Origin of the sequence: Streptococcus azizii, from assembly GCF_001984715.1 — a bacterium.
GTDB classification, from domain to species: Bacteria; Bacillota; Bacilli; order Lactobacillales; family Streptococcaceae; genus Streptococcus; species Streptococcus azizii.
Window position 1 is genome coordinate 61,541 of record NZ_MSPR01000004.1, and the last position, 22,919, is coordinate 84,459.

Annotated in this window: 18 protein-coding genes; 12 read left to right on the forward strand and 6 right to left on the reverse strand. The window is 44.0% G+C overall.

All coding sequences use genetic code 11. From position 1 onward, the window contains the following. Nucleotides 1-176 precede the first annotated feature (176 nt). A complete protein-coding gene (locus BVE84_RS03365; RefSeq protein ID WP_076995682.1) occupies nucleotides 177-4,571 on the forward strand; it encodes a PolC-type DNA polymerase III in 4,395 nt (1,464 codons plus the stop codon). A gap of 229 nt (nucleotides 4,572-4,800) precedes the next feature. Here the strand turns inward: BVE84_RS03365 and BVE84_RS03370 are convergent, their stop codons facing one another. Genes BVE84_RS03370 through BVE84_RS03380 form a run of 3 tightly spaced genes read right to left on the reverse strand, consistent with a single transcriptional unit; the run spans nucleotide 4,801 to nucleotide 7,489 of the window. Next, nucleotides 4,801-6,318 carry an ABC transporter permease/substrate-binding protein gene (locus tag BVE84_RS03370; RefSeq protein WP_076995683.1) on the reverse strand — a complete coding sequence of 506 codons (1,518 nt, stop codon included), beginning with the start codon at nucleotides 6,316-6,318 and terminating at the stop codon, nucleotides 4,801-4,803. A gap of 9 nt (nucleotides 6,319-6,327) precedes the next feature. Then, the gene (locus BVE84_RS03375) at nucleotides 6,328-7,044 is read right to left on the reverse strand and encodes an ABC transporter ATP-binding protein (protein ID WP_076995684.1); all 717 of its coding nucleotides are present in this window, start codon (nucleotides 7,042-7,044) and stop codon (nucleotides 6,328-6,330) included. Nucleotides 7,045-7,051: 7 nt separating this feature from the next. Continuing rightward, a complete protein-coding gene (locus BVE84_RS03380; protein ID WP_076995685.1) occupies nucleotides 7,052-7,489 on the reverse strand; it encodes a MarR family winged helix-turn-helix transcriptional regulator in 438 nt (145 codons plus the stop codon). 685 nt (nucleotides 7,490-8,174) lie between these two features. On the opposite strand from BVE84_RS03380, the gene BVE84_RS03385 reads away from it, so the two are divergent. Together BVE84_RS03385 and BVE84_RS03390 are read left to right on the forward strand one after the other, a co-directional pair. After that, nucleotides 8,175-9,416, forward strand: coding sequence for an aminopeptidase (locus tag BVE84_RS03385; RefSeq protein ID WP_076995686.1), 1,242 nt, complete (start codon nucleotides 8,175-8,177; stop codon nucleotides 9,414-9,416). Nucleotides 9,417-9,513: 97 nt separating this feature from the next. Continuing rightward, a complete protein-coding gene (locus tag BVE84_RS03390; protein ID WP_076995687.1) occupies nucleotides 9,514-9,744 on the forward strand; it encodes a GlsB/YeaQ/YmgE family stress response membrane protein in 231 nt (76 codons plus the stop codon). Between the two features lie 590 nt (nucleotides 9,745-10,334). Here BVE84_RS03390 and def read toward each other — a convergent pair. Next, nucleotides 10,335-10,949, reverse strand: a complete 615-nt coding sequence (gene def, locus BVE84_RS03395; RefSeq protein WP_076995688.1) for a peptide deformylase — start codon at nucleotides 10,947-10,949, stop codon at nucleotides 10,335-10,337. A gap of 133 nt (nucleotides 10,950-11,082) precedes the next feature. Between def and BVE84_RS03400 the strand changes: the two genes are divergently transcribed. Continuing rightward, nucleotides 11,083-11,811, forward strand: coding sequence for a pseudouridine synthase (locus BVE84_RS03400; protein ID WP_076995689.1), 729 nt, complete (start codon nucleotides 11,083-11,085; stop codon nucleotides 11,809-11,811). Between the two features lie 361 nt (nucleotides 11,812-12,172). Here BVE84_RS03400 and BVE84_RS03405 read toward each other — a convergent pair whose 3' ends face one another. Continuing rightward, entirely contained in the window at nucleotides 12,173-12,754 is a 582-nt protein-coding gene (locus BVE84_RS03405) for a xanthine phosphoribosyltransferase (RefSeq protein ID WP_076995690.1), read from the reverse strand. Nucleotides 12,755-12,968: 214 nt separating this feature from the next. Here BVE84_RS03405 and BVE84_RS03410 point away from each other — a divergent pair, with 214 nt between their 5' ends. The 5 genes from BVE84_RS03410 to rpsO all read left to right on the forward strand — a co-directional run bounded on the left by BVE84_RS03410 (nucleotide 12,969) and on the right by rpsO (nucleotide 17,057). Beyond that, nucleotides 12,969-14,279 (forward strand): nucleobase:cation symporter-2 family protein, encoded by a 1,311-nt coding sequence (locus tag BVE84_RS03410; RefSeq protein WP_076995691.1) that lies wholly within the window; start codon nucleotides 12,969-12,971, stop codon nucleotides 14,277-14,279. Between the two features lie 206 nt (nucleotides 14,280-14,485). Continuing rightward, the gene (locus BVE84_RS03415) at nucleotides 14,486-14,710 is read left to right on the forward strand and encodes a helix-turn-helix transcriptional regulator (RefSeq protein ID WP_076995692.1); all 225 of its coding nucleotides are present in this window, start codon (nucleotides 14,486-14,488) and stop codon (nucleotides 14,708-14,710) included. Further along, a complete protein-coding gene (locus BVE84_RS03420; RefSeq protein ID WP_076995693.1) occupies nucleotides 14,685-15,167 on the forward strand; it encodes a DUF6773 family protein in 483 nt (160 codons plus the stop codon). The genes BVE84_RS03415 and BVE84_RS03420 overlap by 26 nt, the downstream gene beginning before the upstream one ends. A gap of 225 nt (nucleotides 15,168-15,392) precedes the next feature. Beyond that, a complete protein-coding gene (locus BVE84_RS03425; RefSeq protein WP_076995694.1) occupies nucleotides 15,393-16,667 on the forward strand; it encodes a uracil-xanthine permease family protein in 1,275 nt (424 codons plus the stop codon). 120 nt (nucleotides 16,668-16,787) lie between these two features. Continuing rightward, nucleotides 16,788-17,057: a 30S ribosomal protein S15 gene (gene rpsO / locus BVE84_RS03430; protein ID WP_076995695.1), complete on the forward strand. Its 270-nt coding sequence runs from the start codon at nucleotides 16,788-16,790 to the stop codon at nucleotides 17,055-17,057. 76 nt (nucleotides 17,058-17,133) lie between these two features. Here rpsO and BVE84_RS03435 read toward each other — a convergent pair whose 3' ends face one another. Beyond that, a complete protein-coding gene (locus tag BVE84_RS03435) occupies nucleotides 17,134-17,451 on the reverse strand; it encodes a helix-turn-helix domain-containing protein (protein WP_076995696.1) in 318 nt (105 codons plus the stop codon). A gap of 709 nt (nucleotides 17,452-18,160) precedes the next feature. Between BVE84_RS03435 and BVE84_RS03440 the strand changes: the two genes are divergently transcribed. From BVE84_RS03440 to cysE, 3 genes are all read left to right on the forward strand, one after another. Beyond that, a complete protein-coding gene (locus BVE84_RS03440; protein WP_076995697.1) occupies nucleotides 18,161-19,582 on the forward strand; it encodes a glycosyltransferase family 8 protein in 1,422 nt (473 codons plus the stop codon). Between the two features lie 408 nt (nucleotides 19,583-19,990). Next, nucleotides 19,991-22,216: a polyribonucleotide nucleotidyltransferase gene (gene pnp, locus BVE84_RS03445; protein ID WP_076995698.1), complete on the forward strand. Its 2,226-nt coding sequence runs from the start codon at nucleotides 19,991-19,993 to the stop codon at nucleotides 22,214-22,216. Nucleotides 22,217-22,269: 53 nt separating this feature from the next. Further along, the gene (cysE, locus tag BVE84_RS03450; protein WP_076995699.1) at nucleotides 22,270-22,887 is read left to right on the forward strand and encodes a serine O-acetyltransferase; all 618 of its coding nucleotides are present in this window, start codon (nucleotides 22,270-22,272) and stop codon (nucleotides 22,885-22,887) included. Nucleotides 22,888-22,919 lie beyond the last annotated feature (32 nt).

Genomic DNA, 22,919 nt, shown 5'->3' on the forward strand with positions numbered 1-22,919 from the left:
GCTTCCTACTCTTTAAAAATCAAAAGGATACTTCGTCAAGAGTGTAGATAATTGAAAAAGGATGAGCGGGAAAACTGGCTGAAGGACCCACTTTCACCCGTCTGTTTGACCTGTCATAGGAAAAGGCTCGAACATTGTGGTAAAATAGAGAGAATAGAAAGACAAGGGATATGAGAATGACAGATACGTTTCAATTACTATTGAATCAAATTGGTCTGCCGCTTGAATTAAAGGAATCAAGCGCGTTCACAGGCGGCAAGATTGAGCAGGTTTTGCTGCATAAAAAGAGTAAAGTGTGGGATTTTACCTTTCGATTTGAAGCACCGTTGCCTTTGGCTCACTATCAATTATTTAAGGCCAAGCTCCTCAACGAGTTTCAAAAGACGGGCAATCACGCACGTTTTCGTCTGGTAACGAGCCAAGAGATGGTTGATTCAGACCTAGTGCAGGCCTACTATCCAGAAGCCTTTACAGAAGAGCTGTGCCAGAGTGCTGGCTTTCGTTCGATTTTTCAGCAGTTACCCGTCGAATTCCGTGACGGTATTCTGTGGATAAAAGGTCCAGCTTCCATTGATACACCGCATTTCAGAAAGAATCATCTACCCAATTTGGTCGAGCAGTTTTCCCGCTTTGGCTTTGCCAATCTAGCGGTGGAAATCGAGGTCTGTGAAGAAATGACCCAGTCGCAATTTGCAGAGTTTCATGCTCAAAATCAAGAAATTCTCCAGAAGGCGAGTCAGGAAACCTTGGAAGCCATGGAACAACTGGCTCAGATGGCCCCTCCACCAGAAGTAAGTCCACAGCCAAGTTTCCAAGACTTTAAGAAGCAGACACCGCGCAAGGTAAGTCTTGAGAAATCGGAGATTACACCGATGATTGAGATTGAGACGGAAGAGAATCGGATTGTATTTGAGGGCCTAGTCTTTGATGTGGAACAGCGGACGACACGGACGGGGCGGGTGATTATCAATTTCAAGATGACGGACTATACCTCTTCTTTTTCCATGCAAAAGTGGGCAAAAAATGAAGAAGAAGCCCAGAAGTTTGACATGGTGAAAAAAGGGAATTGGTTGCGTGTTCGAGGAAATATCGAAACCAATAATTTCACGCGCGACTTGACGATGAATGTTCAGGAAATTCAAGAAGTCAAGCGCGATATTCGTAAAGACCTCATGCCAGATGATCAAAAGCGAATTGAATTTCATGCCCACACCAATATGTCTACTATGGATGCCCTGCCACCTGTTGAAGAGTTGATTGCCCGAGCGGCCCAGTGGGGGCATAAAGCGATTGCTATTACGGACCATGGGAATGTCCAATCCTTTCCTCACGGCTATCATGCAGCTCGTAAGGCAGGGATTCGTGCACTTTTTGGGATGGAAGCCAATATTGTAGAGGATAGTGTTCCGATTGTCTATAACGAGGCAGAGCTTTTGTTATCAGAAGCGACCTATGTGGTCTTTGACGTGGAAACAACCGGTCTCTCTGCTGTTTACAATAGCTTAATTCAGATAGCGGCTTCTAAGATGTATAAGGGCAATGTTATCGCTGAATTTGACGAATTTATCAATCCAGGTCATCCCTTGAGCCAGTTTACGACTGACTTGACGGGGATTACAGATGAGCATGTCAGAAATACCAAGCCTCTCAAGCAGGTCTTACAGGAATTTCAGGCCTTCTGTGAGGGGTCTGTTCTCGTTGCCCACAATGCGACCTTTGACGTTGGCTTTATGGATGTGAACTATGAGCGAGCAGGTATGCCAACGATTACCCAGCCGGTCATCGATACCTTGGAATTTGCCCGTAACCTCTATCCAGAATATAAGCGACACGGTCTAGGACCGTTGACCAAGCGTTTTGGTGTTGCTCTTGAGCATCACCACATGGCCAATTACGATGCCGAAGCGACTGGACGTCTCCTCTTTATTTTCTTAAAAGATGCCCTTGAAAAGTATGGTATCAGCCAATTAAGCCAGTTAAATACAGAATTGATAGCAGAAGATTCCTATAAGAAAGCTCGCGTCAAACATGCAACCTTATACGTGACCAATCAGGTGGGCTTGAAAAATATCTTCAAATTGGTTTCTTTATCCAACACCAAGTATTTTGAAGGGGTGCCAAGGATTCCACGGACGGTCCTAAATGAACACCGTGAAGGTCTGATAGTAGGCACGGCCTGTCAAGAGGGGGAGGTTTTTGATGAATTGCTGTCAAAAGGGATTGAAGAGGCAGCCAAGGTGGCAAGCTACTATGATTTCATTGAAGTGATGCCTCCTGACCTATATGCTCCCATGATTGCCAAGGAGCAATTCAAGGATATGGCGGAAATAAAAGCCATGATTCAGAACCTAATTGAGGTTGGGCGTAGGGCTCATCTACCTGTTCTGGCAACAGGGAATGTCCACTATATTGACCCAGAGGAAGAGATTTATCGGGAGATTATCGTCCGTTCCTTGGGACAAGGTGCGATGATCAATCGAACCATAGGACATGGTGAGAATGCCCAACCAGCACCACTTCCTAAGGCTCATTTTCGTACGACCAATGAAATGCTAGATGACTTTGCCTTCTTAGGTGAGGAGATGGCGCGCGAAATTGTGATTACCAATCCAAATGCCCTGCTCGAGCGTTTTGAAGAGGTCGAGGTGGTCAAAAAAGACCTCTATACTCCTTATCTGGAAAATGCCGAAGAGCGAGTGGCAGAATTGACCTATAAAAAGGCTTTTGAAGTCTATGGGAATCCTCTACCAGATATTATTGACCTGCGGATTGAAAAAGAATTGACTTCGATTTTGGGGAACGGCTTTGCCGTGATTTATCTGGCTTCTCAGATGCTGGTAACGCGGTCGAACGAACGTGGTTACCTCGTTGGTTCACGTGGGTCTGTCGGTTCGAGCTTTGTTGCTACCATGATTGGTATCACAGAAGTCAACCCGATGCCACCGCACTATGTCTGTCCGAAATGCCAACACAGTGAATTTATCACAGATGGCTCTTACGGTTCGGGCTTTGATATGCCAGATAAGGACTGTCCAGAATGTGGTCATAAATATGCCAAGGACGGGCAGGATATTCCCTTTGAAACCTTCCTAGGTTTTGACGGGGATAAGGTCCCCGATATTGACTTGAACTTTTCAGGGGACGATCAACCGGATGCTCATTTGGATGTCCGGAAAATCTTTGGAGACCAGTATGCCTTTCGGGCTGGAACAGTGGGAACGGTTGCTGCGAAAACGGCTTATGGCTATGTGCGTGGCTATGAGCGGGACTATGGCAAATTCTATCGTGATGTAGAGGTAGAACGCCTGGCTGCTGGTGCGGCCGGTGTTAAACGGACAACCGGTCAGCACCCGGGAGGAATCGTCGTCATTCCAAACTATATGGATGTCTATGATTTTACCCCTGTCCAATATCCAGCAGATGATTTGACAGCCAGCTGGCAGACGACCCACTTTAATTTCCATGATATTGATGAAAACGTCTTAAAGCTGGACGTACTGGGACACGATGACCCGACCATGATTCGCAAACTTCAGGACCTATCAGGGATTGATCCGCAGACCATTCCCGCAGACGACAAAGGAGTCATGGCTCTCTTTTCAGGGACTGAGGTGCTGGGAGTCACACCAGAGCAGATAGGGACCCCGACTGGTATGCTAGGGATTCCCGAATTTGGAACCAACTTCGTCCGTGGAATGGTAGAAGAAACCCATCCAACGACCTTCTCTGAACTCCTCCAATTATCTGGTCTATCGCACGGAACAGATGTCTGGTTGGGCAATGCCCAGGATTTGATTAAGGCAGGTATTGCCGATTTGTCTACGGTTATCGGCTGTCGGGACGATATCATGGTCTACCTCATGCATGCGGGACTCGCTCCTAAAATGGCCTTTAATATCATGGAGCGGGTGCGTAAAGGAGCGTGGCTCAAGATTTCTGAAGAGGAACGCAAAGGCTATATACAGGCTATGAAGGACAATAATGTACCGGATTGGTATATTGAATCTTGTGGAAAAATCAAGTACATGTTCCCTAAAGCCCATGCGGCAGCCTACGTTATGATGGCCCTTCGCGTGGCCTACTTTAAAGTGCATCATCCGATTTATTATTACTGTGCTTATTTCTCCATTCGAGCCAAGGCCTTTGATTTAGCGACCATGTCTGCTGGTTTAGACCGGGTGAAGGCTAAGATGGAAGAAATCACAATCAAGAAGAAAAATAATGAAGCCAGCAATGTGGAACAGGACCTCTTTACCACGCTTGAAATTGTCAATGAAATGTTAGAGCGCGGCTTTAAATTTGGCAAGCTAGACTTGTACCGGTCTGATGCGACCGAATTTCAAATAGAGGGAGATACCTTGATTCCACCATTTGTAGCTATGGATGGTCTAGGTGAAAACGTTGCCCGTCAGGTGGTCAAGGCGCGTGAAGAAGGGGAGTTCCTCTCTAAGACTGAGTTGCGCAAACGCGGAGGTCTCTCTGCGACCCTCGTAGACAAGCTCGATGAAATGGGGATTTTAGGCAACATGCCTGAGGATAATCAGCTAAGCTTGTTTGATGACCTGTTTTAAAAGAGACTAAGATGAGGGAGACTTGAAGAACATAAAAAATAGGGAATTGGAGAAGATGACGCTTGTCATCAATCCGCTTCCCTATTTTTCTATCAGGTTATACTCTTCAAAAATCAACTATACTAGGCAACGAGCTACAGGCTACTTCAACAGTCTCATGCTATTGAAGGAGGCTCTAGCTATTGACACGTCTTGCTCTTGTTTTATCTCCAACCTTTATCAGGCTCCGTCATTTATTGGAAATCACCCCTTGCTCTATAAGGTAGGCTTTTGCGACCTTGCTTGGTGATTTGCCCTCAACATTCACTTGATAGTTCATGTCCTGCATGTCTTTTTCAGTAATCTTACCAGCTAGCTGATTGAGAATGTCCTCTAGTTGGGGGTATTTTTTGAGTGTTTCTTCCCGTAAAAGGGGCGCTCCCTGATAAGGCGGAAAGAGCTGCCGGTCATCTTTGAGTGTTTTGAGGTGGTATTCCTGAAGCTCACTATCTGTGGAATAGGCATCGATGATTTGGACATTCCCATTATCGATCGCCTTGTAGCGTAGGGCAGGTTCCAGTGTCTTGACTTGGAGCTGGAGCTTGTAGCGTTTCTGCAATCCTTTCCCGCCATCTTGGCGGTCATTAAATTCTAGGCTAAATCCAGCAGTAGCACTTGTCTGGACCTTGGCTAGGTCGGAAATGGTTTCTAGGCCGTGTTCTCTAGCGTAGTCCTCCTTGACGGCAAGTGTATAAGTATTTTGATAGAGCATGGGTTTGAGATAGATGAATTTATCTTGTGCAAAAATCCCTTTGCGGGCAGCCTGGTATACTTCGTCTGGATTAGTGGATGTGCTAGGCGGCTGTTTTAAAAGAGTTGAGGTTACCGTCCCTGTAAATTCAGGGTAGAGATCGATTTGTCCTGCCTTCAAGGCTTCATAGACAAAGGTCGTTTTCCCGAAGTTTGGTTTTAACTCTACCGTAATGTCCGTCCGATCCTCGATCAGCTCCTTATAGATATTGAGCAAGATTTCAGGTTCAGACCCTAACTTTCCAGCAATCACAATCTTATCCTGCATCATCATGGACATAGGAAGGAGCGAGATGGAACTGAGACAAAAGAGAGCGATAAAAGAGATAGACATAGTCTTGAGACTCCTTTTATCAACTAGGCCGATTAGGTAATGAAAGAGGAGGGCTAAGATAGCAGAACTCATCGCTCCAATCAGAATGAGGGAGCTATTGTTGCGGTCAATTCCCAAGAGAATGAAAGATCCCAGTCCCCCTGCTCCGATCAGAGCAGCTAACGTCGCTGTTCCAATCACGAGGACAGTGGCTGTCCGAATGCCTGACAGAATGACAGGTGCTGCAAGAGCAATCTCAAACTTTGTTAGTTTTTCCCAGCGGTTCATTCCAAAGGCGGTTGCAGCTTCCTGTAAGGAGGGGTCAATCTCCTGTAAGCCAGTGACCGTATTCTGCAGAATTGGAAAAATAGCATAGACGATCAGAGTGACAATGGCAGGAATTTTCCCAATCCCGAAAATCGGGATGAGCAAGCCTAAAATAGCCAGAGAAGGAATGGTCTGTAGTATCCCTGTAAATTGTAGGGCAAGACTGGCCAAGCGCTCTCGTTTAGAGAGGACAATGGCTAAGGGAACAGCCAGTAAAATCGCACAGGCGAGCGCCATAAAGGAAATTTGCAAGTGTTCTCCAAGAGCCAGGAGCCAGTCCTCTTTTCTATCTAAAAAGGTTTGGATCAAATCGTTCATGGTAGCCTCCTATACGTGAAAGAAATCAGCGACAAACTGGGTCGCAGGGGCTTTTTGGATACGTTCAGGAGTATCCAGCTGTAGGATTTTCCCTTGGTCCATAATGGCAATGCGATCGCCCAATTTCATGGCCTCAGCCATATCATGGGTCACAAAAATCATGGTCATTTGAAACTCTTTTTGGATTTTCTTGACCAAGTCCTGTAGTTGCTCACGGGAGATAGGGTCGAGGGCGCTAAAGGGTTCGTCTAGCAACAAGACCTTGGGACGAGCAATGATGGCGCGCAATATACCGATTCGCTGTTGCTCTCCACCCGATAGTTCGCTTGGCATGCGGTGGAGGTAGTGGGTGGCAGGAAGTCCGACTAAATCTAGTAACTCCTTGGTGCGGGTATCGATTTCTTTTTTAGACCATTTTTTCATCTCAGGAATGAGCGCAATATTTTCTGCTACGCTGAGATTGGGAAAAAGGGCAATTTGTTGCAGGACATAGCCAGTGGATAGACGCAATTCTCTTAGTTGGTAGTCACTCAGGCATTTGCCGTCCAGATAGATGTCTCCTTCATCTGGCTCAATCAAGCGGTTGATCATTTTGAGGGTGGTCGTTTTCCCACTGCCACTTGTGCCGACCAGTACAAAAAATTCCCCATCACGAATAGTAAAGGTCTGCTCATGGAGCACGTATTTGTGATTAAAATGTTTGCTGACCTGTTTAAACTCAATCATGGGCTGCCTACCTTCCTAATTGTTGCTGCAAGGCTTCATTAAAAGAAGCATAGAGTTGTAGCAGTTTTTCGCGCTCTTTTGTATCCATCTGGGACATGGCATAGCTTTCAGCTTCCTCCAGTGGGTCTAAAATTGAGGCGGCGTAGGCTCTACCTTTGCTTGTTAGGCAGATAAATTTCTGACGTTTATCACGTTCATTTTGCACAAAGGAGAGTAATTCCGCTTCTTCAAACACCTTGATGGCGGTATTGATGACCTGCTTGCTACTTCCCAGTTTATGGCTAAGGCAGGCTTGTGATAGGGGGCGTTGAGAGTAGTATAGCCAGACCAGAATGAAAAATGATGTCCGTTGTAGACCAAATTTTTTCGCATACTGGTCATAGAGAATGTCTTGTTCATATTTCAAGCGAGCGAAGGTTTTTGCCTGCTGTTTCATCTGCATCATCGCGAGAATTCCCTCTTTCTAATACTCAATAAAAATCAAAAGTAGACTAGGAAACGAAGGCGAAGGTAGAACTAGCGTTCACCGAGACAAGTTGACAACGTATCCTTTTGATTTTTAAAGAGTATAAATTCATTGCGACTCCCCAACAGAGCGTACGAACAAACGGGCTTTCATCAATAGGAATTGTGAACGTCCGTCTATTTTGATTGAGTATCGTATCGATTTTGGCGAGCATTAAATGGTCAATAATATTGACTATCAGTATATCATACTCCTTGGAAATAGTCAAAAAAATGGACGATTTATCTTGATAGACCTTACCTAGACTTTATCTCAATAGGACTGAGACATGTCCTTTTTATTCTTATATTTTGGGTGGGATTCAGTTCAATGAGCTGGGATCACTATAGCAGAAAATGACGACAAATGCATGAAGAAGATTTCGCTTTCAGATAACCATTTTTCATAAAAGTTATCTTTTTATCATGAAATTTTGTCATAATGTAGGTGAAAATGGGATAAATCACAGCCATTATGTAAATGTCGTGAAAATATTCTTGAAAAATGCATGTAGCTAGAAAACAGTTACGTATATTTTCTTCATGCGTATGGCGTGGTAGAAAATATCTTCCCCTGGCAAAATATGGTACAATAGGAGGGAATTGAATAAAAGAAGGAGTAAATCATGGTATTACCAAACTTTAAAGAAAACTTAGCAAAGTATGCTAAGTTACTTGTATCAACAGGAATCAATGTGCAACCAGGTCATACAGTTTCATTGACTATTAGTGTTGACCAGGCTGAGTTGGCGCGCTTGATTGTCAAAGAGGCCTATGAAAAAGGGGCTGTAGAAGTGCTGGTTAATTGGCAAGATGATGTGATTTTGCGTGAGCGCTACTTGAATGTGCCGATTGAGCGCTTGGAAACCATTTCTGAACAACGGATAGCAGAGATGAACTACATCTTGGATCATAAAGCAAGCCGTTTGGTTGTTTTATCTGAGGATCCTGGTGCCTTGGACGGTATTGACCCAGAAAAGCTCTCTCGTGCGACACGCGCAGCAAGTATCGCCTTAAACCCAATGCGTCAGGCGACTCAGGCCAACAAAATTAGCTGGACCTTAGGGGCAGCAGCAGGATTAGAATGGGCGAAAAAGGTTTTTCCAGATGCAGCGAGTGATGAAGAAGCCATCGACTTGCTATGGGACCAAATTTTCAAGACCTGCCGTGTCTATGCAGATGACCCAGTAGCCGCTTGGAAAGAGCATGAAGAGCGTCTCGTGGCGAAGGCTGCTATTTTGAACAAGGAGCAATTTGTTAAATTGCACTACACTGCACCAGGAACAGACCTGACTCTCGGTATGCCGAAAAACCACTTATGGGAGGCAGCAGGGTCTATCAATGCCCAAGGGGAACACTTTATTGCCAATATGCCGACAGAAGAAGTGTTTACAGCACCTGACTACCGTGTGGCAGACGGGTACGTGACTTCCACAAAGCCCCTCAGCTACAATGGCAATATCATCGAAGGGATTAAGGTGACCTTTAAAGATGGTGAAATTGTCGATATTAGTGCTGAAAAAGGCGATGAAGTGATGAAGAAATTGGTCTTTGATAATGCTGGAGCGCGTGGACTCGGTGAGGTCGCTCTCGTACCAGACCAAAGCCCGATTTCCCAATCAGGTGTTACTTTTTTCAATACCTTGTTTGATGAAAATGCTTCAAATCACTTGGCAATCGGTTCAGCCTATGCCTTTAGCATCGAAGGTGGTGTTGAGATGACCAATGATGAATTAAAGGCAGCGGGTCTCAACCGTTCAGACGTTCATGTGGATTTCATGATTGGGTCAAACAAAATGAATATTGACGGTATTCGTGCAGATGGAACAGCTGTACCAATCTTCCGTGATGGTGAGTGGGCGATTTAATGCTCCTTGCAGTCAAGCTCTCCCTCGTTGAGTGCAAGTGGTCCTTTGATGTTGCACCTTGTCAGAGCTTGGTAGAACAGAGTAGAGGAGGAAAGATATGCTTGGAAGTCTAATAGTTGGCCTACTTGTTGCTATTATTGCTGCAGCGATTACCAATCGTGGTGAAAAGATGGGCTGTATTGGCAAGATTTTATTGGGACTTGCAGGGGCTTGGGTTGGCCAGCTCCTCTTTGGTGATTGGGGACCCCAGATTGCAGATACGGCTATCCTTCCTTCCGTTTTGGGGGCAGTCATTCTTCTAGCCATTTTTTGGGAACGGGGAAGTTGAGAAAAATCCCAGACTGGTGTAGTCTGGGATTTCAGGTTGTAGACAAAGTATCTCTGAGAAAATTTGTCAATGTCAACATCGAAGGATAGTATCAGTACTCTTATCTCTTCGTGAAAAGGCGAGCGAAGCGAGCCCATAACGGCTACTTTACGCCGTAGCAACAAAGAGGCTGGGACAAAAAGATTTTGATTTTTGAAATTCCCTATTATAACTTCTGTGAAATTTACAATTAGCCACTAAAAACGAACAAAATTGAATTTATGTGACTACAAATTTCATATTCGTTCGTTTTTTCTATTTGGAACAGGGTTTTTGTCCCAGCCTCTTCGGAGATTTTGAGACTCAGGCTCAAAATCTAGGCATGAAATCCCGTAGGGAGTTGCTGCCGTCCGTGCTACCTAAGTAAAGTATCATAATAAAATAATCGTTTTGGAGAAAATAGACTTTTTCTTCAGTTTAGGATTTCTTAATGGGGGATGAATCGCTAGTTGTCGCTCCTACTCTTTCAATGAAGAGGTGTTTTCTGATGACACTAAACCATTAGACTGCAGGGGGCATAAGGTGGCCGATCGTGTTTTTTCAGGTGAAGGTTACTCAATCACTAGCATGCCTTCTTTAATAGCAAAGGGATGTTCAGGGTTGATGCGATCGTAGAACATAATCCCATTGATATGGTCAATTTCATGCTGGACGACAATGGCGTTGAAGCCCTTGAGCTTGATGCGGTGTGTCTCTCCATTTTTATCAACATATTCTACCGTTACACGGGCATGGCGGACCACATATCCAGGGACTTCTCGATCAACGGACAAGCAACCTTCGCCCCCTTCCATAGCTGCTTCCTGAATGGAATGGGAGACGATTTTAGGATTATACATGACCTCTTGCAGGGCATAGGCAGTGGTCGATGGCTGACTCTCATCTACTTCGGGCTTGGGGACAAGAATAGCGATGATACGTTTTGAAATGTTAAGCTGTGGCGCAGCAAGACCAACCCCACCACGCAGTTTTAATTTTTCTGCCATGATAGGATCCTGCGAATGCTTGAGGAACTGCATCATTTTTTCTCCTAAGATTACGTCCTCATCAGACAGAGGGAGCTGGACTTCCTCAGCGACCTTTCGCAGAGTGGGATGTCCTTCACGGATAATATCATCCATATCAATCAAATGGCTAGCTTTTGTTAAACGTTCAATTACAGACATAGTGTTCTCCTTCTAGTTTCTAAAGACTAGTATAGCACGAAAAGAAAGAGAAGAAAAGGAGGGTATAAGATGGGAGATACTGTGCCGTACTGGTATGAAAAATATTCCCCTATAAGGAATCGGAGGATAGCAGATGCGTTTGGATAAATTTTTAGTGGAATGTGGTCTTGGATCACGGACAGAGGTCAAAAAAATTCTCAAATCAGGAAGGGTAACGGTCAATCAAGCAGTGGAAACATCTGCAAAGACGCAGATTGATGAAAAGAAGGACCATATCGCCTATCAAGGAAAGAGGGTCATCTATGAAAAAATGGTCTACTATCTCTTAAACAAGCCCAAAGGGGTGGTCTCAGCGACAGTGGATCGCAAATACCAAACTGTTTTAGACTTACTAGACGACACTGCGAGACAAAAAGAGGTGTTCCCTGTGGGACGCCTAGATAGGGACACGCATGGACTCTTGCTCTTAACGAACAATGGAGCTTTGACACATGAGCTGCTATCGCCTAAAAAGCATGTAGACAAGGTCTATCAAGCTGAGGTGGCAGGTATCATGACGCAAGAAGATGTTCGCCATTTTGCCAGAGGGATTGAACTGAAAGACTTCACCTGCCAGCCGGCTACTTTGGAAATTTTAGCAGTAGATGAGCTAAGTCAGACCTCGCGCGTGCAGATTTGCCTTGCAGAAGGAAAATTCCACCAAGTGAAACGCATGGTGGCAGCCTGCGGCAAGCAAGTGACGGATTTACAGCGCATCAAGATGGGGCCTCTGGTGCTGGATGAAACACTTGCCTCAGGAGACTACCGCAGATTGACAGAATCGGAACTAGCTAGCTTAGAAGTCTTTGGGGTGGCATTATAGATAATAAAAAGGCTTACTTCCAACTGGAAGCAAGTCTCAGGTTGTAGACAAAGTATCTCTGAGAAAATTTGTCAATGTCAACATCGAAGGATAGTATCAGTGCTCTTATCCCTTCGTGAAAAGGCGAGCGAAGCGAGCCCATAACCGCTACTTTACGCCGTAGCAAAAAACACCAGAAACGTTATGTTTCTGGTGTTCGGAGATTTTGAGACTCAGGCTCAAAATCTAGGCATGAAATCCCGTAGGGAGTTGCTGCCGTCCGTGCTACCTAAGTAAAGTATCATAATAAAATAATCGTTTTGAAGAAAATAGACTTTTTCTTCAGTCTAAGGCTTACTTCCAACTGGAAGTAAGTCTCTTTTTAAATATCCGCAGGTGCAAAAACAACTTGACCATTCTGGAATTTTTTAATGCGAGCGAGTGAAGTAACAGGTACGCCGGCATCTATCAAGAGTTGGCGACCATCTTGGAAGGACTTTTCGATGATGATACCAACACCAACTACTTGGGCTCCAGCCTGTTGGATAATATCAATCAAGCCTTTTGCTGCTTGCCCATTGGCCAAAAAGTCATCGACGATTAGGATGCGATCCTCAGGTGACAAAAACTTGTTAGCGATGGAGACGGTGCTAGTGACTTGTTTGGTGAAGGAGTAGACTTCAGAGGTCAAGATACCTTCTGTCATGGTAATGTTTTTATGTTTTTTAGCAAAGACCATCGGTACCTCTAGGCTTTCAGCAACATAGACAGCTGGTGCAATGCCAGATGCCTCAATGGTGACGACCTTCGTAATGTTCTTAGAACGATAAGCATCTGCTAACACTTGTCCCATTTCTTTCATCAAGCCAAAATCGACCTGATGGGTCAGGAATGAATCAACTTTTAAAATATTTTCTCCTAAAACCTGACCATCTTTTACAATACGTTCTTCCAAAGTTTTCATGATTCTTCCTCCAAATGCTTCCTTGTTGTATTATAGCATTTTTTTGTCAGATGAAAAAACAATAAGCGAATTATTATCATAAAAATAGGCTAAAAAGAGCCGTAACAAAATAAAAAACTGAACGTTAGTCGACTATTTTGTTGAAATGTATTGAAATGAGATGTTTTTTCTGTTAGACTAGAAAATATTATGTAGGAACAAAAAAGGAGAAACCATGTCTCAGAAAACAACAACTGAACATTCTTCGGAAATGCTCTATGGTGTTGATGAACAGCCACCAAAAGGTACGGCTATTTTGCTCGCTTTTCAGCATATTTTAGCAGCTTTTGCAGGAATCATCGCAGTCCCCCTTGTCGTTGCGAGTGCTATAGGGTTATCAGTAGAGGATACTTCTATCATGGTGTCCGCATCTATCTTTGTTGCCGGGATTGCAACTATTTTACAATCAAAAGGTTTGGGTCCGATTGGTTCACGTGTCTCAGGTATGATGGGAACGGATTTTACCTTTGCCAATCCAGCTATCAGTGTTGGTAGCCAGTTGGGAATTGCTGGTATCGTTGGTGCAACCATTGCGGGTTCATTTGTTGAGATTATTTTGAGTCGTTTTGTGAAACCGTTGATGCGATTCTTTCCACCATTGATCACGGGGACTGTTGTCTCTCTCATTGGTATTACCTTGATGCCCGTGAGTATGGATTGGGCAGCTGGTGGTGCGGGTGCTACGGATTATGGCTCAGTTGAAAATATCAGTATTGCCTTTATCGTTTTGGTTTTCACCCTGGCCTTGAATCATTATGGTAAAGGAATGCTGAAAACAGCGTCTGTCTTCTTTGGTATGGTCTTTGGATATGTACTCTGTATTTTCCTTGGAAAAGTAGATATGTCAGCCGTTGGAGAGGCAGCCTGGTTTGCTCTTCCTAAAATTTTCCATTACGGTGTTACGTTTGATGTATCTTCGATTTTGGCCTTCATTCCAGCCTATGTCGTTTCCCTGATTGGTACGGTGGGGATTATGATGGCAATTGGAGAGGCTTCTAACCAAACGATTTCCTCAGAGCGGGCTGCAAATGGTGTTCTAGCAGATGGGGTTGGTTCTTTGCTTGCCGGTATTTTTGGAGCAGGTCCGAATACGGCTTTCTCACAAAACGTTGGATTGATTACCTTGACAAAAGTTGCTAGTCGTCATGTCATGATTATTGCAGGCGTTATTCTTGCCCTACTCGGAGTCTTTCCAAAATTGTCTGCCTTGATTTCCATCATGCCTCAGCCTGTTCTTGGTGGTGTTGGTATTATCATGTTCGGTCTGGTTGCTGCTCAAGGGATTAAGACCCTCGCAACTGTTAAAATTGGTGATCGTGAGCTGCTGATTATTTCCATTGCCTTTGCGCTTGGGATTGGTGTAACTGTTCGCCCAGAATTGTTGAGCCATCTTCCGTCAGCACTTCAGATGGTACTGTCTTCAGGTATTTCGACAGGTACCTTGGCAGCCTTGGTGTTAAACTTGGTGCTGAAAGAGAAGAAATAAATTCATTTCGCATTGAATACGAATCGGAGAAGAATGGGGATTGCCATCTTCTTCTTTTTTATACTCTTTAAAAATCAAAAGGAAACATTCGTCAAGGTCATCCTTTTTTGTTAAAAAAACCAAACAAAATGCAAGATATATATTGCAAAATAGAAAATATAGTGTATAATTAAAATATAAAAATACAAGAGGAGGATGACTATGAGATGAAAAATCTTCGGCTAAAGTCGGCTCGCGTGGAAAAAGATATGACCCAAGGGGACTTGGCAGAAGCTATCGGAGTGACCCGACAGACCATCGGTCTGATTGAGGCGGGGAAATATAATCCTAGCCTTAGTCTCTGTCTGTCTATTTGCCACTGTTTAGGAAAAAGTTTAGATCAATTATTTTGGGAGGAACCAACTGATGAAAACGAAAAAAATAGTCACTGATGAACGTATTCGACAGGAAGAAAACCAAGTTTTTGCTTGGGTGGGCAAGGCAATGAATATTCTGTTGCCGCTCTCATTTTTGCTCAAGAGCCTGGTCCTAAAATGGTCTTTTGATACCTACGTTTTTGAACTGGTTGCCATGTTGGTGATTTCAGCCTATATCATTTTCGGCTATTGGAAAAAAGGCTTAGATATGGAACTGGGATCTGCTTGGCAGGGATACCTCTATTTAGGAGTGGGGATTATCGGTACAACTCTTTTAATGGCTGTGACCAATTACCAGAGGTATGGACAGCATTATACTGGCATCTGGGACGGCCATTTTTGGGCAGTCATTTTACTATTCTTTCTCTCTATTACCTGTCTGGTTCTGCTATTGCTACAAATCATTTCTTGGGCAAATACCTATCGGCAGAAGCAGGTGGAAAAAGAGTTGGCAGCAGAAATGGAGGAATGATGAGCCAGGGGTGCTTCCAGTCCCGTTATTTTCCTAGGAGAAGTAAAAATTTATAAAATTCCTTGCCAAAAATCGAATCTTTGTGCTACAATACCAAAAGCATAGGTTTTTAAACTCATCCTGAGAGGTGAGAAAGACAATTACGGAGTATTGCTAAAAGCGTATACAAAGGCCTATGACTATTATATGTTATGTGGGCCTTTTTGCATGCCCAAAAGGAGGACTATGAAAGAATCTGTTCGTTTGTTGCTCGATGTGGATGAGAAGCCGTCATTTGGGCAAGGTATTTTACTGAGTTTCCAGCACGTATTTGCGATGTTTGGTGCGACAATCTTGGTGCCCTTGATTTTGGGGATGCCTGTATCCGTTGCGCTCTTTGCCTCGGGTATAGGAACCCTGATTTACCAAGTTGCGACCCAGTTTAAGGTTCCTGTCTATCTAGGTTCCTCCTTCGCTTACATTTCAGCTATGGCACTAGCTATCAAAGAGTTGAACGGTGATGTATCTGCGGCCCAGACGGGAGTCCTATTTGTCGGTTTGATCTATGTCTTGATTGCAGGGTTGGTCAAGGTGATTGGCACCAAATGGATTGATACCCTCTTGCCACCGATTGTCATCGGCCCGATGATTATCGTTATCGGACTTGGTTTGGCAAACTCAGCCGTGACCAATGCGGGATTTGTTGCAGACGGTGACTGGCGCAATGTAGTGGCTGCCATTGCTACATTTTTGATTGCAGCCTTCGTTAACACTAAGGGCAAGGGCTTCGTGAAGATTGTCCCATTCCTGATTGCAATTATCGGTGGTTATGTGATTGCTTTGGCACTTGGCTTGGTTGACTTTACACCGGTTATCGAGGCCTCTTGGCTTGAATTACCAGGCTTCTACTTGCCGTTTACGTCAGGTGTATTTGAACAATATAGGCTCTACTTTGGCCCAGAAATGCTTGCGATTTTACCGATAGCAGTTGTAACAGTAGCAGAGCATATCGGTGACCATACCGTTTTGAGCCAGATTTGTGGCCGTTCATTCTTGAAAAATCCAGGCCTGCACCGTACCTTGATTGGGGATGGGGTAGCGACGGCAGTATCTGCCTTTATCGGTGGTCCTGCCAATACGACCTATGGAGAAAATACAGGGGTTATCGGAATGACGCGGATTGCTTCTGTGTCGGTGATTCGTCATGCGGCCTTGATTGCCATTACCTTTAGCTTTTTTGGAAAATTTACTGCGCTTATCTCTACCATTCCAAGTGCTGTTTTGGGCGGGATGTCTATCTTGCTTTACGGAGTCATTGCAAGCAATGGCTTGAAGGTCTTGATTGAAAGCCGTGTGGATTTTGGACAGGTTCGTAATCTCATCATTGCAAGTTCCATGTTGGTTTTGGGGCTAGGTGGTGCGGTCTTGAATATTGGTGCCGTCACTCTTTCAGGAACGGCCCTCAGTGCGATTGTGGGAATCATTCTGAATCTAATATTGCCAGGTGAGACGCAGAAATAGTTGACAAAGAAGGAAAAGATTGATAGAATGATGGGGTCTAAGGACAATCATTAGCCTTTCTTGGTCACAGGTTGCCAACCTGTTACTCGGATTTAGCTTAAATACAAAGGAGAATTACTCATGGCAATCTCAAAAGAGAAAAAAAATGAAATCATGTCGCAATACGCGCGTCATGAAGGCGATACTGGTTCAGTTGAAGTACAAGTAGCAGTGCTTACTTGGGAAATCAACCACTTAAACGAACATATCAAACAGCATAAAAAAGACCACGCAACTTACCGCGGATTGATGAAGAAAATCGGTCGTCGTCGTAACTTATTGGCTTACTTGCGTAAGACAGATGTAAACCGCTACCGTGAATTGATTCATTCATTAGGTCTTCGTCGCTAATCCAGCAACTATAAAAAAGGGACGTTTGTTCCCTTTTTTTGTCGTTTGAAAGTAGCTCATTTCCACGAGTACAGGGCTACTTCATTTTCCAATCCAGCAGTTGATTCAGTAAGAGTACGGTTTTTTCTGGCTGTTCAATGATGGATAATTTAGCAACCAGTTGAGAAGTGGGGCTGTTATCATCTGTAAAGTGAAAGAAGGTTGAGGGAGTGACCTCCAATGCAGATATGATTCTTTCCAAAGTGTTGATTTGAATGTTTGGACTCAACCCTCGTTCAATTCGGCTTAAAACGGTAGCCTCCATATCGGCTCGAATAGCGAGCTGTTCTTGTGATAATCGTTTGCTTTTACGAAGCTCTCGGATACGTTTGGCGACTTGGATACCTAATGACATATGTATAGCACTCCTTTTCATTGGTAGTGCTTTTATCATATCTTTAAGTGACCGTGAATATCAGTACCTATAAGTTTAGTTTTTTGTAATAAATTGACTAAGAAGTACAATTTTATTACAATAAAAGGCGTACAAATCCATAAAATAGAAAAAAGTAAATTTTTGAGTCTATTTTTTTACCCATTAGTTGATAAAGTGCTTTTATATTGCTTATATAGTCTTTTCGTTTATTTTTAATACTTGCTCCACCAGTCTGGGAGATTGAAACAGTTCGGTGAACTGTTTCAACTGGTCACCTAGAAACACGAAAGTGACCACAGGAGTTCGGTGAACTGTTTCAACTGGTCACCTAGAAACACGAAAGTGACCACAGGAGTTCGGTGAACTGTTTCAACTGGTCACCTAGAAACACGAAAGTGACCACAGGAGTTCGGGGAACTGTTTCAGCCTGAGCCTAGAAATTTGAGAGCGAAGTGGGCAAGGTTGAAAATAGGGAAACGGAGTTTCCAGCCACCACCTTTTAATGACAGGTGGCAGAGTGAAAACCTCCACTGGAGCTTTTCACTCGACGAAGTAATAGAAGAGACGCAGCTGTTTCGGCTTTCGTCAATGACAGCTGTGGCTACCTTTAGGTATAAACTAAGTGAGTATAAAAATGTTCACTGTATCAAAATGGAGTGTGGATAAAAAGAAATAAGGATTTATATCTATGAAATTAGCCTTTTGTGTAACGGACTCCCATATAGAGTATGTAGTGACCATCATTGAATCGGTTAGAACCTTTCATCCCAATGTAGCAGTTGCCATTCTTTCTTCTGATTTATCAGAAGGTTCTATGAGCAAGTTGAATCAACTGCGGCTTGAGGAGTTGAGACTCTATACGGAACTTGATATAAAGAGAGTGAGCCAGCTTCCTCTGACGCTGCATCATATTACAATCGAAACTTACTTTAGGTACTTTCTTCCCTCCATCATTTTGGATTGGGATAGGGTTCTCTATTTAGATAGTGATGTGTTGGTTTCGGGAAACTTATCCGAATGCTGGGAAACTGATTTGTCTGATGTCTACATGGCTGGAGTATCAGAAATCGATATTGCCCAGCACTATGCAGATTACAAGCAGCAGATTGGATTTGAAGTAGATGCTCTCTATGTCAATGCTGGGGTACTATTGATGAATCTTGCTGCGATGAGACGGGACCATATTACAGAACTCTTGTTGTCTGAGACAATCCGATTAAAAGATCAGATTCAATTCCAAGACCAAGACGTTATAAACATCGCTTTAAAAGGTAGGATAGCAGAACTTTCTATCAAGTATAACTATACTGCAGAAGCAATGAGGCAACAAAGATTGTTACTGGATGAGGTAGCCATTTTTCATTTCAACTCGGCCCATATCAAACCATGGGTTAAATGGGATAAAGAGTGGATAGGGCAGGTAGGTGATAGTATTGCTCTTTGGAGAAAAAATTATATAGAGATAATGAAGCGATACGGGGGTGTCAGTGTCATTCTTGCCGTTCACAATCAGCAAGCTACCTTGCGCCATACCCTGCATACCTTAGTCAATCAACTCTTTCATAATATTGAGATTATCATTATTGATGCAGGGTCAGATGATGACTCCTCCATTATTTGCCAGGAATTTTGCAGTCGAGATAGTCGTATTTTATATGAATATCAATCGTCGCCATCCCTAAATGCAGCAAAAGAAAGGGGACTGTATCTATCCAGTCGCCCATATGTCCTATTTATTGACGAAGGGGATTTTGTTTTTGACGAAGGTATTCGTGTGCTTCATCAATTCGCAGAAGCGACCCAGTCAGATATTTTAATTGGAGCTTTTGCACGGTTTCAAGGGGGCTGTTTCCAATTTCTTTCTTATGCCCCCTATAGATTAGCCAGAAAATCCCTCTCTGCTATCGCTCAGGAGATGCAGTGTTCAGAAATGAAGGGGACCTACTATACAAAAGTCTGGGGAAATCTATATAAGCGGACCTTACTAACAGGCTTACATTTTTTAGAGGAGGCACAACTACACGAGTCATTTGTCTGGAGTGCCTATCGGAGAGCGCAAAATATTCAAGTGTTAAGTCAGCAAGTATATGTTCGCCGAATAGATGGATAGGTATCTGACACAAAGGTACACAAGGGTAGGTTATTGGCGTTGGGTCCTCCTTATATTTTTTAACAATCAACAGGATACACCGTCAATCTCCTATTTTTTAGTCACTTTTACACGCCCTTTGTATCTTAGTCTACTGTTGCAAAGAATGGTGAATATCTGTGAACCTTCAAGGCCGTTGGTCTGTCATTGATTCCGCCTTTCTCTTCATAATTTTCGTTTTCCATCTTTTGTTTTTCTGCTAAAATATGATAAAATAAGTAGGATACGTGGTTTTGTGCAAAGTTGAGTCTGGGACTTTCCTAGGTTGATCTTTGTAGAAAACGCGTCATCCTCTTTGAAGTCAAAAAAACAGGCTCTATAGAGCAACTGTTGATGTTCTAGAGAATTATTTAACATTAGGAGATACAAATGGGAAAACAAACATTTGAAATGACTTTTGCTGGTCGTCCTCTTGTCGTTGAGGTTGGTCAAGTTGCAAAACAAGCAAACGGTAGCGTCCTTGTTCGCTACGGAGACAGTACAGTTTTGACAGCGGCTGTCATGTCTAAAAAAATGGCGACGGGAGATTTCTTCCCTCTTCAAGTCAACTATGAAGAAAAGATGTATGCAGCTGGGAAGTTTCCAGGAGGCTTTAACAAACGTGAGGGTCGTCCCTCAACGGATGCAACCTTGACCGCTCGTCTGATTGACCGTCCGATTCGCCCGATGTTTGCAGAAGGCTTCCGAAACGAAGTACAGGTAATCAATACGGTCTTGTCTTATGATGAAAATGCGAGTGCACCGATGGCAGCCATGTTTGGTAGCTCCCTAGCTTTGTCCATCTCAGATATTCCATTTAATGGCCCGATTGCTGGTGTCCAAGTCGGGTATGCAGCTGGCGAATGGTTCATCAATCCAAGCAAAGAACAGGCCGAGCAGTCCTTGCTTGAGTTGACAGTAGCAGGAACGAAAGAAGCTATTAACATGGTGGAGTCTGGAGCCAAAGAATTGTCAGAAGACATTATGCTAGAAGCCCTACTCAAAGGTCATGAAGCTGTCAAAGAATTGATTGCCTTCCAAGAAAACATCGTAGCGCAGGTCGGCAAGGCAAAAACGGATGTTGAATTGCTCCATGTAGATGAAGACTTGCAAAAAGCTATCGTTGCAACCTACAATAGTGACTTGCAAAGAGCGGTTCAAGTGGAAGAAAAGCTGGCTCGTGAAGCAGCAACGAATGCTGTAAAAGAACAAGTGCTTGCCGTTTATGAAGAACAATATGCAGACCACGAAGAATTCGACCGTATCATGCGCGATGTGGCAGAGATCTTAGAGCAAATGGAGCATGCAGAAGTACGCCGTTTGATCACAGAAGATAAGATTCGCCCAGACGGTCGTCGTGTGGATGAAATTCGTCCATTAGAAGCTGTCGTTGATTTCTTACCGCGTGTGCATGGTTCAGGTCTCTTTACCCGAGGACAAACCCAGGCCTTATCTGTCTTAACCTTAGCACCGATGGGAGAAACGCAAATTGTAGATGGTTTGGACCCTGAATACAAAAAACGCTTTTTACATCACTACAATTTCCCACAATATTCGGTAGGGGAAACAGGACGTTACGGTGCTCCAGGACGTCGCGAAATCGGTCATGGAGCCCTTGGAGAACGCGCACTTGAGCAAGTCTTGCCAAGCCTTGAAGAGTTTCCTTATGCCATTCGTTTGGTTGCAGAGGTGCTGGAGTCAAATGGTTCTTCCTCCCAGGCCTCTATCTGTGCAGGGACTCTTGCCCTTATGGCTGGTGGTGTGCCTATTAAAGCGCCAGTGGCAGGAATTGCTATGGGCTTGATTTCAGATGGAACCAATTACACTGTTTTGACTGATATTCAGGGACTTGAGGACCATTTTGGTGATATGGACTTCAAGGTAGCAGGGACACGTGACGGTATTACAGCCCTTCAAATGGATATCAAGATTGAAGGGATTACAGCAGAAATTCTGCAAGAAGCCCTTGCTCAAGCTAAGAAGGCCCGTCTTGAAATCTTGGACGTAATGGAAGCAACTATCCCAAGCGTACGTCCAGATTTAGCACCGACGGCACCTAAGATTGATACCATCAAGATTGATGTGGATAAGATTAAGGTTGTCATCGGTAAGGGTGGGGAAACCATTGACAAGATTATCGCCGAAACAGGTGTCAAAATCGACATTGATGAGGAAGGAAACGTAGCCATCTACTCCAGTGATCGTGAGGCGATTGACCGTGCTAAGGAAATTATTGCAGGCTTGGTGCGCGAGGCAAAAGTTGATGAAGTCTATCGTGCGAAAGTTGTTCGTATTGAGAAGTTTGGAGCTTTTGTCAATCTTTTTGATAAGACAGATGCCCTTGTCCATGTATCTGAAATGGCTTGGACTCGGGTCAACCGAGTAGAAGATTTGCTACAGATTGGCGATGAAGTAGATGTTAAAGTTATCAAGATTGACGAAAAAGGTCGTGTGGACGCCTCTATGAAGGCTCTTTTACCAAAACCAGAGGGCTATGTTGAGCCTGAAAAACGTGAGCGTGCTGACAAACCATGTCGTCATAAGGACAAGGATCACAAAGAGAAAAAAGACAGCAACTTTGGCGAATTTAAATTCCATAAGGTTGAAAAGAAATAGGCTGAGTAGACAAGTTCGATAGCGAGCTTGTCTTCTCGCTAGAAGGAGTGACTATGGGTTGGTGGAAGGACACCATTGATATTGTAAAAGAAAAAGATCCGGCAGCACGTACCAGCTTGGAAGTCCTTTTGACTTATCCAGGAGTCAAGGCCTTGGCTGCCCACCGTCTTTCTCATTGGATGTGGAAAAAAGGATTTAAATTATTCGCTCGGATGCACAGCCAATTCTGGCGTTTTTGGACTAATATTGAGATCCATCCAGGTGCTGAGATTGCCTCGGGAGTCTTCATCGACCACGGGGCTGGCTTGGTCATTGGAGAAACTGCTATTATCGAGTCGGGCGTCATGCTCTATCACGGGGTGACCTTGGGTGGTACCGGTAAGGATTGTGGCAAACGCCATCCGACTGTTCGCAGAGGGGCGCTGGTCTCTGCCCACGCTCAAGTCATTGGTCCCATTGAGATTGGGGAAAATGCTAAAGTGGGTGCAGCTGCCGTTGTCCTAGCCGATGTACCAGCCGATGTGACAGTAGTCGGTATGCCCGCTAAAATCGTCCGTGTCCATGGCAAGAAAGATGAACAGGTGATTCACGACATGGAAGGTAGCCGCGAACACTATATCACCAAGCTGGCAGAACTACGAGAAGCAAGCCATCATTCGTCGCATTTGTAGAACAGAGAATCGTTTATGTTGCTTGAAGAATT

Coding starts and splice junctions, on each gene's coding strand:
- BVE84_RS03365 (WP_076995682.1), top strand. CDS start 177: ATGACAGATACGTTTCAATTACTATTGAATCAAATTGGTCTGCCGCTT.
- BVE84_RS03370 (WP_076995683.1), bottom strand. CDS start 6,318: ATGAACGATTTGATCCAAACCTTTTTAGATAGAAAAGAGGACTGGCTC.
- BVE84_RS03375 (WP_076995684.1), bottom strand. CDS start 7,044: ATGATTGAGTTTAAACAGGTCAGCAAACATTTTAATCACAAATACGTG.
- BVE84_RS03380 (WP_076995685.1), bottom strand. CDS start 7,489: ATGATGCAGATGAAACAGCAGGCAAAAACCTTCGCTCGCTTGAAATAT.
- BVE84_RS03385 (WP_076995686.1), top strand. CDS start 8,175: ATGGTATTACCAAACTTTAAAGAAAACTTAGCAAAGTATGCTAAGTTA.
- BVE84_RS03390 (WP_076995687.1), top strand. CDS start 9,514: ATGCTTGGAAGTCTAATAGTTGGCCTACTTGTTGCTATTATTGCTGCA.
- def (WP_076995688.1), bottom strand. CDS start 10,949: ATGTCTGTAATTGAACGTTTAACAAAAGCTAGCCATTTGATTGATATG.
- BVE84_RS03400 (WP_076995689.1), top strand. CDS start 11,083: ATGCGTTTGGATAAATTTTTAGTGGAATGTGGTCTTGGATCACGGACA.
- BVE84_RS03405 (WP_076995690.1), bottom strand. CDS start 12,754: ATGAAAACTTTGGAAGAACGTATTGTAAAAGATGGTCAGGTTTTAGGA.
- BVE84_RS03410 (WP_076995691.1), top strand. CDS start 12,969: ATGTCTCAGAAAACAACAACTGAACATTCTTCGGAAATGCTCTATGGT.
- BVE84_RS03415 (WP_076995692.1), top strand. CDS start 14,486: ATGAAAAATCTTCGGCTAAAGTCGGCTCGCGTGGAAAAAGATATGACC.
- BVE84_RS03420 (WP_076995693.1), top strand. CDS start 14,685: ATGAAAACGAAAAAAATAGTCACTGATGAACGTATTCGACAGGAAGAA.
- BVE84_RS03425 (WP_076995694.1), top strand. CDS start 15,393: ATGAAAGAATCTGTTCGTTTGTTGCTCGATGTGGATGAGAAGCCGTCA.
- rpsO (WP_076995695.1), top strand. CDS start 16,788: ATGGCAATCTCAAAAGAGAAAAAAAATGAAATCATGTCGCAATACGCG.
- BVE84_RS03435 (WP_076995696.1), bottom strand. CDS start 17,451: ATGTCATTAGGTATCCAAGTCGCCAAACGTATCCGAGAGCTTCGTAAA.
- BVE84_RS03440 (WP_076995697.1), top strand. CDS start 18,161: ATGAAATTAGCCTTTTGTGTAACGGACTCCCATATAGAGTATGTAGTG.
- pnp (WP_076995698.1), top strand. CDS start 19,991: ATGGGAAAACAAACATTTGAAATGACTTTTGCTGGTCGTCCTCTTGTC.
- cysE (WP_076995699.1), top strand. CDS start 22,270: ATGGGTTGGTGGAAGGACACCATTGATATTGTAAAAGAAAAAGATCCG.